The sequence below is a fragment of the Winogradskyella pacifica genome, assembly GCF_013403915.1.
GTDB classification, from domain to species: Bacteria; Bacteroidota; Bacteroidia; order Flavobacteriales; family Flavobacteriaceae; genus Winogradskyella; species Winogradskyella pacifica.
This window is the reverse complement of record NZ_JABFDI010000014.1, coordinates 110321-118988: the sequence shown is the minus strand read 5'-3', so window position 1 is coordinate 118988 and position 8668 is coordinate 110321. Positions and strand designations below refer to the sequence as shown.

Annotated in this window: 3 protein-coding genes; all 3 read right to left on the bottom strand. The window is 34.0% G+C overall.

The features are described from left to right. Nucleotides 1-102: 102 nt before the first annotated feature. Nucleotides 103-3297: a RemA C-terminal-like gliding motility protein gene (locus HM984_RS13030; protein WP_179349465.1), complete on the bottom strand. Its 3195-nt coding sequence runs from the start codon at nucleotides 3295-3297 to the stop codon at nucleotides 103-105. Nucleotides 3298-3390: 93 nt separating this feature from the next. Next, a complete protein-coding gene (locus HM984_RS13025; protein ID WP_179349464.1) occupies nucleotides 3391-6660 on the bottom strand; it encodes a RemA C-terminal-like gliding motility protein in 3270 nt (1089 codons plus the stop codon). 811 nt (nucleotides 6661-7471) lie between these two features. Continuing rightward, entirely contained in the window at nucleotides 7472-8575 is a 1104-nt protein-coding gene (dprA, locus tag HM984_RS13020; protein ID WP_179349463.1) for a DNA-processing protein DprA, read from the bottom strand. Nucleotides 8576-8668: the final 93 nt, after the last annotated feature.

Below are 8668 nucleotides of genomic sequence, written 5' to 3'. Positions count from 1 at the left end.
TCAAGTATCTTAACAATAAAACCAACATGATTAAAAATTAAAAGGTCGCCTAAATTGTTTTTAGACGACCTCTTTTAGTTCTGCAATTAAGTGAATTAATCCTTAATTAATAATTTTCTTAGTTACAGTAACATTACCTTCTAAAGTAATCGTTGCTAAATAAACACCTTTAGAAAACTGGAAGCTTTCACTCAATGTATTATTCTGACTGTTAGACGCATAAGAAACTACTTGTCTTCCGTTGATATCATATACTTTAACGTCTTTAATAACAGTACCAGATCTTACATTTAATGTACCATCTTTTACGTAAGCAAAAGTGTTAGACATTTCATTGTCATCAATTGATAAAGACATTATATAACGCAAGTTAAATCTATCATTAATTTTCCCTTGTACTCCAGAGAAAGCATATGGAGATTCTCTTAAGTCATGTTCTGTATTTAGAACCGTATCTTCAAGATAAATACCTACACTAGTATCCGCAAATACACTACCATCTAAATCACCAATAGCAATTTTAAAAATACCGTTTTCTGGTAATTCAACTCCTAATGGCACTACATCAGCATTTTCAAATGGTAAAGGACGACCTTGAATAACCATTTCTTCATTATTAACCATAGAATAGATACGCATTGCGTTGTCATCAGAATAGGCATCAAAAAGTCTATCTTTTCCTAAAGTGGCTCCATCTACATAACCAACTAAAGTACTTGCAGAAACATCTGTAGCATCAATTAAACTTAACCAAACTAAGTGCTTTTCTAAATCTTGAGCATCATTTGTTCCTCTGTAAAATTCAGAATTATCATGTGCTACATCAGCATCATCAGAACGCATAGCGTTTGTAAACGTTACTGAACCTTCAGTTGCACCTTCATCAACCTGTACAAAGAATCCTTGACCAGAACCAATAAAACCATTTGTACTTTCTGGTGGATTAGCACCTGTAAAATTATAGCTTACATATTGCTCGCCATAGCTGTAGTTCAAATCTTGGTAAGCAGAACTCGTTAAAGGTGTTGTCGTATTTGGGATTGCTGTATTATGCGCCCATAGTTTTACATTACCTTCTAATAACGTATTATCGGCTAATAACTGATCTACACTAATTGCAGAAGGATATGGGTTTCCAATAAGGTTTCTATGTCTAGCTTCAGGGTTAGGCTGATTTCCTGTTGATTTAAAAACATCTACAGAAATATCCCCATTATTAGGTTTTCCTACAAAACTAGCAGTAAATCCAGTTGAAACGAATTCAGTTGGTACATTTACAGCATAGCCTAAACCAGCGCTCATTGTGCCACTTGTGAGCATCCAATCACCAGAAACACCATTTGCATTAGGTGTATTTACATCCCAATTAAAAGCATTAGCGGTATGCGGAGCTGTAACATTAGATACATCAAAATTAGCTACAGGTGATGACCACAATACATAATCGTTATCATGTAAATCTGTAACATTACGTTTCACTTTAATTGAGCCGCTATTTTCGTTACTTGAAACGATCTTAGTTTGAATTAAACTCGCACCATCTTCAAACGTTAATGACGCACCAGATTCTACAGTGACTTCACCATAAAGTTTAAGTGTAGATCCAGAATCTATGGTTACATTACTACCTGCAGGTACTAAACAATCACAACCTTCAATATCACCAGAGCTATTATAGTTAGAAGAAAACACTAAACCTCTATCTTTAGGCTCAACTACGATCCCTGCATTTTCATAAACTAAAGGTAATTGCCATTCAGAACCATTCCAATATACAGGAGTTCCTCCTATTGATAAGCTTACAGGTACTACAACAGATCCAAAAGCATTGGTTACTCTTAATTTATAGCTTCCTAAGCTTTCTGCATCTACGCTACCAGGAATGGTATATGTACTACTATTAGCACCAGGAATTGGTTCATTGTATTTAGACCATTGGTAAGATAATGTTTCTTCTGGCGCACCAGTAACGTTACCAGAAACTTCTGCAACGGCAGAAAATGTAATACTAGAATCACTTGGTAAATTACATACATATCTCGCTAATGGATATTCTGTAACTACAGGTGTTTTTATATCAAAAGACCCTCTATTATAGGCAAGAAAAGCAAGATCGGCAGTACCACCAGCAACCATATTTATGTTGTTGATATCAATAATATTAGTATCATCAATTTGAAAATCTTCAAATTTAAAGGCTACCATACGTAATGGTCTTTCCTCATTGTTAGAAAACGCTCTTACTGTAGGAGTCGCAATTCCGTAATTAACACCAGGTAAAAAGCTATATAAGTCGAGTCTCCATTTTGCTAATAATGCATCTCCATCATTTTCAGTTTCTTCTCTAATGGTAATTTTTATAGGTCTCCCTACAACATTTTTGTCAGCATCTGCATAATAATAAATATCTGTACTACCCGCTGCAGCAATCTGTGAAATTAAGAAATCTGGAATATCATCTTCCAAAGCTCCTAACTGTCCTCCACTACTAAAAAACTCAACATCGGCAGTAGCATTAAAGTTGGTAATACCAGTTCCAATATCTAAACCGTTTACACCATCAGTAATAACGTCGAACACGGTAGTTCCACTAATTTCTGGAGATGTTATTGCTGTTCCTTCTCCTGCTTGTCCATCAATCATATCTGCCATGGCTAAATAATTGTTGGGGTGTGTTATACCGTCAACACCATTAGTGGTATACGCATAAAATAATTGTGAACTAAACGCAACACCATTATCTGTAAGCAACTGATCGTTAACACCTGTAGAATACGTTACTCCGTTATAAGTAAAAGCCAACACATCATGACTTGTATTTGGTTTTAAACTATTATTGGTAGGATCTGCTTTCCATTGTGATGATCTCCAAAACCCATTATACGTTGTAAAGATTTCAGTTATTTTAGTCACGTTACTCTCCGTCCCATTTCTTAATGTTTTTGGAGTAGGACTCACGTATTCCATGTTTTGACCTGTTGCAGTACCGGCTAACATAAGTTCGCCTGAAGTATCAACTGATCCTGTATGTGAAATTTTAAAAGTCATTTCCGTATCACTAACTAAAGTAATACTCGCATTATTAACACTTATACCACTTATACTAACTGAGGTACTTTCTGTAAACCCAGTACCTAATACTGTAATTTGAGAGTTTGTGGTAATCCGTGTTGGAAAAACTTGAGATACAAGTTCTGTTTGTGCTATTAAGCCATTTGATACTGTTAACAGCACTAGCAAAGCCGTCAACTTAATGGATTTAAGCATTTTAAAGTTTAAAGTAATTTTTGAGTTCATACATTAAGGTTTAGTTATAAGGCATGTTAGTTGATAGACTAACATGCCTTAAAGGTTAAAATTGTTGTGAAAAATTAAATGAGTTTGTAACTATTAATTAATTAGCTTTTTAGTTACCACACTGCCATTATCTAGTTTTATGGCCGCGATATAAATACCATTTGCGAATGCAAATTGTGTATCGAATGAATTTGTATTGTCTTCTATAGTGTAGTTTATAATTTGTTTACCATTCATATCAAAGATTTCAATAGCGTCTAAGTTACTATTAGACTTTACATGAAACATCGCATTACTAACATAAGCAAAGGTCGTTGCCGCAGAATTCTCATTTACAGAAAGCGTTACAGATGGTGTATATCTTAAGACAAAACGATCGTTAAATTCACCAGCTTCCCCTGTAAACGTATAAGGAGATGCTCTTAAATCGTGAGTTACATTTGTATAGGTATCTTCCAAATAAATCGCTTGTTCTCTATCTACAAATAAACTTCCCTTTACATTACCAATGGCAATAGTATAAATTCCACTTTGTGTTAACTCAACACCTAGAGGTACTGTATTAGTATCTACAAATGGTAATGGCAATCCTTGAATCACTAATTTTTCGTCTTCTGTAATTAGAGAATATAAATTAAAGCCTTCATTATTAGTATACGCATCGTAAAGTCTATCTTTTCCTTCAGTAGCACCTTCCGCATAACCGATTAATGTACTCATAGCATGATTATCTTCATTTGCTAAGCTCAGCCATACTAATTGCTTTTCTAAAGCGACAGCTGTATCTACTGTGCCTCTGTAAAATTCATCGTTATTATAAGCCTCATAATTATCATGACGCATTGTATTATTGAAAGTTACAGAAGGTGACCCTGTAAAACCATCTTCCACTTGTACAAAAAACCCTTGACCAGAAGCGATCTTTCCTTTAAACTCATCCGAAGGGTCTGAATTGCCCATAGCGTTGTAAGCAATATATTGATCGCCATAATTTAATCCATAAGTATCGTCATTGTCATAGAAAGGATCATCTTCAGAAGAAGAAGCAGGACGCGTATGCGTCCACAAATACACACTACCATCTATACCACCATCTATTACAGAACTATTATACGTTAAAAATTTAATGGCATCTATTGCCGAAGGATATGGATTTCCAATTAAATTCCAATGTTTATCAATACCGGCCATATCAGAAGACTCAGCTAGAGGTGTTTTAAAAATTTCTATATCAATATCACCATTATTTGGCACACCGTTAAACGTTGTTGTTACATTGGCACTTGAAGGCACCCTAGCAATATATCCCTTACCAACAGACATGAATCCATTTGCCGATACCCAATCTCCTACGGTGCTGTCATCAGTATTATCATTTCCTATTTGAGGATTCCATTCATATTTATTACTTCCTGGAATACCAGCGATATCAAACTCAGCGACAGGTGACGACCAGTATACATAATCATATTGATTTAAATTATCCGCTTGACGTTTTACATTAATTTTCCCACTGTTTACGACATCATTTATTTGTACTAAGCTGGCATTATTTTCAAGGGTGAAGGTTCCTGCGGGTATATCAATTCCCTCAGCTGGAATCAGAATTCTTTCATTAACAGTTATTTCGTTATAAAGAACCATTTTTTGATCTTTTTTAATTATCACATTTGCACCTGCTGCAACAACACAGTCACATCCCACTAAATCTACAGTTTGATCTAGATTTCCTTCATCTTCATTAAAATCTGTACCAAAAATTAAACTTCGTTCTTTATCAGCTACAGTATAAGAAGAAGTCCAAGTAGAACCATTCCAAGTTGTTGGAGCACCTCCCTCAGATAAAGTAACAGGTAAGATGATAGACCCTCCCTGTTCACCATTATAAAGTTTTACACTATATGTTCCTAGGTCATCCGCCGTGATACCTGTAATTTCATAAGTAAAATTGGTCTCACCTGGTATTTTTATATTATTTTTTCTCCATTCATAAGTCATATTTGAATCTAAAATTGTGCCGTCTCCTGCCTCATTTTCAATATAAGCATTCACAGTAAACGTAGCTGTATTGCCAGTCACACTAACATCACATATATATTGAGGTAAAATAGCATCAGCTAATGGCGCCTTAATATCAAAAGAGTTGGTATTATATGCTAAAAATGCGATATCAGCTGTACCACCAGCTGCCATGTTAATGTTATTTATATCACCTATATATCCAGTAGTACCATCTATATTGTTAATATCAAAGTCCTCCAATTTTAAAGCAGCCATTCTTATTCCCCTTTCACCATTAGTACTTGACCATCTATTTGTAGGTACCGCATCTGCAAAATCTTGATTCGATGGATAACTAAAGAAGTCTACCTTCCACTTTGATAGTTCGGTAGCTCCAGACATTGACACACCTAATGGTGTTCCTACAATATTACCCAATTCATCTTCATAATAATAATAATCTCTACTTCCTGGATCTGCTATTTGAGTGATTAGTAAATCTGGATTAATGTCACCTATAACGCCTGGCTGACCATTTCCACTAAAAAATTTCACACTAGCATTCGTATTAAAATTAGTGATTCCAGTACCTAATTCTAATCCATTTTTACCATCAATTAAGACATCAATAACCTTTAATCCGTTTATGGCATCTAAATTAGCAACAGCATTACCTGGTGATGAAGATTCTTGTCCCCCTACATAGCCATCAATTAAATCAGCCATTTCCATAAAAAAACTAGGATGTGTTTTTCCAGAAACTCCATTAGTTGAATAAGCTTTGAATTCTTGAGTTATAAATCCACTATGACCTAAACCAGTCGCTAAGGCAGCGTCATCTACTCCTGTTGAAAAAATAGTATCATCATTTGTTTTAAAACCTAAGAGTTCGTGCTTATCATCCGGTAAAACAGAAGAAGTTTTCGAATTCCAAAAACCACCGCGCACTATTAAATTACCATCTCTATCAACTTTTTTATCTGCGTTTAAATTTGTATATATTTCTTTGATTTTCCTATTTGACACATTAAAGTTCCTAGCCTGAATAAATTGGATTTCAACAGTCGTATCTGTACCACCAACAACTAGATTTCCCGAAGTACTTGACGAAGTAAAAGCACGCGTAATTTCAAAACTCATTTGCGTGTCACTAATTCTATTAATAGTACTAATAGAAATACCAGACAAAGCAACATTAGGATTAGAACTGAATCCTGTACCAATAATAGTTACTGCACTACCATGAGTAACCCTAGTTGGATACACATCAGTGACAGTTTGCGAAAAAGACAACACACTTAACAAAAGTAAAAACGTAGTCATTACTTTTTTAGATGAGACGAAAGATAAAATTGTATTCATAGGTTATTTTATTATAATTCTTTTGAACTGACATTAACATCAAGACTAAGCCTAGTGATAAATATCTATTCAGTGTAAATCTGGGTTTAACACTGCAAAAATGCTGCAGTCTAAGGGATACACAAAAAATATTAGTTGATGTGTAGGTAATTTCCCTTCAAGTGCACTATTTAACATTGTAACTCACACAATCGGTGTGTTTTAAGGTCAAAAAAAATACGTTTTTTTGCCTTTATTTTAATAGTTATTTTTAGATTATTTAATATTTTTTTAGTAGAGGACTTTCTATGCTCCACATAGTAATTAGTTTTGACTTTTGCCAGATATACATTATCATCAATCTTCACCCTTACAATACAGCAAAATCTAAGACAAAAGACAGATACAACATATTGCAATGCATTCAACTGTTTTAAAAGATGTATAAATTGAAACCTCATAAGTTGTATCATTATTAAGTCTTAATAAATAAATTTCATTTGATGAAATCGTACTATTTAAAGTATGTCTTTGAGGGAAGGATAAATATTCTTTGAGGGAAGGCAAATATTATAAAATAAACTTGAATAAAACAAATAAAATCACGATAAAAAGTACAAAAAATACGATAAAGAGTAAATTTGAGGTAATTTACACCAATAATAACAAAATAAATAATGGAAACGAACTATAACTTTATCAGTGATAAAAAAGGAAAAATCTACCATAAATAAACACCGCTCAAAATCAACTGTTTATGTTTGTAAATATAATATATAGCTATTGTATAATGTTTGACATTCTAATTGCGGACCGATAAATTTTAGTAAAATTAGATGGCTTCAAATAACTTTCCTGGCAAAGGTCTAACAACACCTTTCAATTCCATATTAAGTAGTAGTCCGGCTAATTTGTAGGTTGGCATTTCACACCGTAAGGCAATAACATCTAGAATTGTTTTGTGATTCACCTTTAGAAAATTATATATGATTTTTTCATCGGGTTCTAACTCTACAAATAGCTGTTGCTGAACCACTGTCTTTTTATCTGAGTCTAATTCCCAATTCAATATATAAGGCACATCTAATGGGGTGGATAATAAATGTGCTTTCTGAAATTTAATGAGATTATTACACCCCACACTTTGGCTGTCCGTGGTTCTACCTGGCACAGCAAAGACTTCTCTATTATAAGAATTTGCTATATCGGCTGTAACTAAGCTCCCTCCTTTTTCTGCAGATTCTATGACGATTGTAGCTTCGCTTAAACCTGCTATAATTCGGTTCCGTTTTAAAAAATTGTTTCTATCAAATACATCGGTACTCCAAAAATCGGTATAAAAGCCCCCATGGTTTTCTATATCCGCAACGTACTTTTTGTGCACTTTTGGATAAATCTGATTGAGACCATGAGCTAAACATCCAATAGTTTGCAAATTGTGCTTCACAGCAGCCTTTTGCGCTGTAATATCCGTTCCGTATGCAAAACCAGAAATAATTATGGGATTAAATGCAGACATCGCTTCTACAAATTTTTCGCAAAAGGCGATGCCACTAGTGGTAATTTTACGAGCCCCAACAATACTTATAATGCGTTGTTGCTTCAAATTAATATTTCCAGATTGAAATAATAGAATAGGGCCATCAATACAATGTTTTAAACGTTCGGGATAGGTGTCTTCTGTAAAATAATGAGTAACGACGTTGTTGTCCTTAATAAATTTCAACTCCTGTTCGGCTTGTTCTAAATGGGTTTTATCAAAAAGACCTTGAATCGTAGCCGTACCAATACCATCAATTTTTAAAATTTTAGATTTCTTTTCTTTTAAAACCGCTTCAGCAGATCCGCAATGGTTAATGAGTTTCTTGGCCGTTGTAGCACCTATTTTAGGTACGTGTTGTAAGGCTAAAGCGTAAATAAGTTGTTGATCTGTCATTGCGCATTACTACTTTAAATAAAACATCATCTGTTACGAATATAAATATTATTATCTTAAAAAGCCTGAGTATAAACTATTTATCATTAACTA